Source organism: Bacillus sp. E214 (assembly GCF_008087365.1).
In the GTDB taxonomy this organism is placed as follows: Bacteria; Bacillota; Bacilli; order Bacillales; family Pradoshiaceae; genus Pradoshia.
Genome location: NZ_VENN01000013.1, coordinates 1 through 3,419, shown reverse-complemented (window position 1 = coordinate 3,419; position 3,419 = coordinate 1). Strand labels below are relative to the sequence as shown.

Sequence of the window (3,419 nt, the reverse complement as noted above, 5' to 3'; positions counted from 1 at the left end):
AGCAAGCTCCCTTAGATTCGCTCGACTTGCATGTATTAGGCACGCCGCCAGCGTTCGTCCTGAGCCAGGATCAAACTCTCCGAAAGATGTTTGATCTAGCTAAATTTTAAAGCAAATTGACGAGATTTTAAAAATCTCTTGTTTTTAGACTTGCTTGGCGTTTCGTTTTGTTTAGTTTTCAAAGAACAATCTGTCGTGTTAGCGACTCTTATATCATATCAATTCAGTTAGCTTTTGTCAAGCATTTTCTTTTTGATATTATTCACTAACAATCTCTCAAAATGTTTCGCGTTGCAGAAGCAACTTTTATATAATAACTTATATTTTTTATGAATGCAACCCTTTTTATAAATTATTTTTTATAAGTTTGCATTCAAGGATTTATCCGCCTTCTATCTCATAGCGACTTAATTATAATACCACTATTTCGAGTAATATAAAACTGGAATTTATATGTATTTTTCTATCTCTTCGGATCTCCTCTATATTTAGCGATTCTATCTGTATTTCAGTTCACGTCGAAACTCTCAGCTTGTTCAAAACTACTTCTACAGGAGGCGGTTAGCATGCATGAGATATTTATGCTCACTTTACGATTTACCATATCAAGAAGAAACGAAGCTAATTAAACGCAAAATTGATATTTCTATAATGCAGAAAAAAAGATCGGTTTTTTTACATAACTCCGTTAATCACACAGTTAGCTTGTCTTATTTATATATGTATAAAGAGATGGCCAACACAGAACCATAAAAAAAATAGTGGATTTCCTTAAACAACCTGGTAAGCATCTTCTCGGAAACTTGTTATTTTATATTAGATGGTATACCTTCTTTCAGTGTGACAATATACTTGCATGAGACAAAGTATATATAGGAATGTTGATATTACTCTAATTACTATATAAAACGTTACTTACTGATACTTTCTTTTTCTTCTATAGAATAAGACAATCTTTTATTACTGATGGATCGATTGATTCTCTTCTTTATAATGATGCAATCTTTCCAGAAAGCTTTCGTACCTTCACTAAAACCCAGCAATCCAGCCGATAAACTTATAAGAGTATAGAACATCTTCTTTTTTAATCAACCCAACATTCAACATATTCAGCTCCGGTCTTTCTTTTAGATCCCCTGATTAATTAGTTCATGACTGGTAAAGTTATACTTCGTTTTTAATATCCAGTATTAAACCTTATGTCATATGCTATTTACTTTGAATTTCTTCACTGGTTTTCCCGTCCAGTGAATAGGATCCTCCGAGCATATCATTGTGTTTGGAATAGGGGAACGAGGTTCCTCCAATCACTTCTCGGTTCCACATCATGACCGTTACACTTATTTTCCCCTCCTGGAACTCATTATCTAATGGATGACCTTTAACGAAAAAACGGACTAAATGAAACTCTTTATTCAAATAGGGCTCGGGTTCGATGGATTGGACAGCCCAGTCCTGTTTAGCGGGAAGTTTCGTTAAGTCACTTATCGTATACGTCCTAGTCCTCTCTCCTTCATAGGACAGCTCATCATATCCTTTATCCTCTAGAATCCTTTGCAAATTCTCGCATTTTCCGTTAATGGTAGTTGTTCATCGCTTTGTGCGCACCCAGAGAGCAACAAGAAGATTAGAAAATACAGTGGTTTTTTCATTTCATCCCTCCTTATTTACAGATGATCCTCTATATTTAAAGGCATGAGAGCTCTGATTGTACCTTTCCTTTTATCATAGTATAGATAATTAATTAACCTACTACCCCCTTTTGTTTATATAACATACTAAATACAACACTGTATAAGTGACTTCCTTCATCCACTAACCTGTGCCCCGTTAGCTGCTTTTAAAAAAGCTAATCACTTAGTTTTTGCAATGGTGAAGTGTATTGAATCAATAAAAAAGCGAACCTAACATTGATGGGTTCGCTAAAATAACGGTGGTATTCCGAAAGGGAAGAATATTGGAGCTATGTAGATAAAACATAATAGTAAAATTAATAAAAGAGACATGACTATTGAAAAGACAGATCTAATGATCACTTTCTTATCATTTTTCCTTTCTAGCGGCAGCCCAACTACAGCTATACTCAGTGATACAAGCGAAAAAGGAATAAGGTAATACAATACACCCATGTTTCATTTCTAAGTCTGCTATAAAAAATCTAAAGAATGCAAATATGCAAAGTGCTATTAGCGTTATTCCAAAAGGCCATTGATTAGTTAAAAGTTTAAGACTCCTCTTGGCCACTCTCAATACAGCCAACCTTCCAAATATATCCTTTGTGTTATTGTAAGCCAATCTTTTTTCCTCATACAAGTGATAATTCTGTATTAAGGTTTAGTTAAAGAACTATCTTGATTTTGAATATGGATGCTTATTTTTTTATTTAGGAGCACCACCCTATGCAAATAGCCTTTAAATGAGGAATCGCCAATTAAGAGCCCATATTCATTGAATTATACGAACCTTATCCTTAATCTCTTTGCATAGTTAATAAAAATCATCACCAAAATAAACGGCAACTAATTCTCCTGATGAAAGAGGAAACTGTTCCTCTTCTTACAAAGAAATATTTAAAACTCGTGACATGCTCTAAAGATGTTTAGTTCATATATTTCTTTCACTATAATATGCAATATTTCATTAACCTTTCTCTATGTAAAGATGAATCAATTATGTTGTGTTCAAGCAATAGAGTGAGTATAACGGTGAGATTTTAGCAAGGATTTCTTTTAATCAATCGATTAGTTAACTTGGATACATTCAGTAAGTATATATCCATGAGCTTGTGATTAAGAAGAAGTGAAGAACCAATTCTCTTACGTTTTCCTGACCTTCTTCCCTATAGATTTTGATTAAAAAGGTTTAGGAGTCTCCCAGCTGAAATCCCAGGTTGAGTCCTTAATATATGTTTTCCAATTTTATTATTATCTCGTATGTTCACTAATAGGTGTGTTATACATGTTTTCTTACGGCTTTCCTCCATACTTCACCTACCTATGAAGCACCTTTAACCCGGCATAGGTCAGGCATAGGTAGGGCATAGGTAGGGCATAGCTGCTTTCCTCCACACTTCACCTACCTTTCAGACACCTTTTATCCATAGATCAGGCAAAGATGTCCCATAGGTGTTGAATAGCGCAGCTTTTCTATAGCTTCCACACGTCTTTAAGGTAGTACCCTTGACGAAAAATCCTTCCCGATCTCATCAAGCCCAAACAAGTATAAATGATCTCTCTTGGTCCCTAAAAAACCGCACAAAAAAACCAGCTCATCAACTGAACTGGTTTCTTAAATTGCCCGGCAACGTCCTACTCTCACAGGGACTCGCGTCCCAACTACCATCGGCGCTGAAGAGCTTAACTTCCGTGTTCGGAATGGGAACGGGTGTGGCCTCTTCGCCATCATTACCGGACTATTTG

Annotated in this window: 1 protein-coding gene and 2 rRNA genes; all 3 read right to left on the bottom strand. The window is 35.5% G+C overall.

The annotated features are described in order from the left end of the window. Positions 1-86, bottom strand: a 16S ribosomal RNA gene (locus tag FHY47_RS18730); the annotation flags it as partial. Between the two features lie 1,123 nt (positions 87-1,209). Beyond that, a complete protein-coding gene (locus FHY47_RS18725; protein ID WP_148631375.1) occupies positions 1,210-1,560 on the bottom strand; it encodes a hypothetical protein in 351 nt (116 codons plus the stop codon). Between the two features lie 1,735 nt (positions 1,561-3,295). Beyond that, positions 3,296-3,412: ribosomal RNA gene (gene rrf / locus FHY47_RS18720) — 5S ribosomal RNA — on the bottom strand. Between the last annotated feature and the right edge of the window lie 7 nt (positions 3,413-3,419).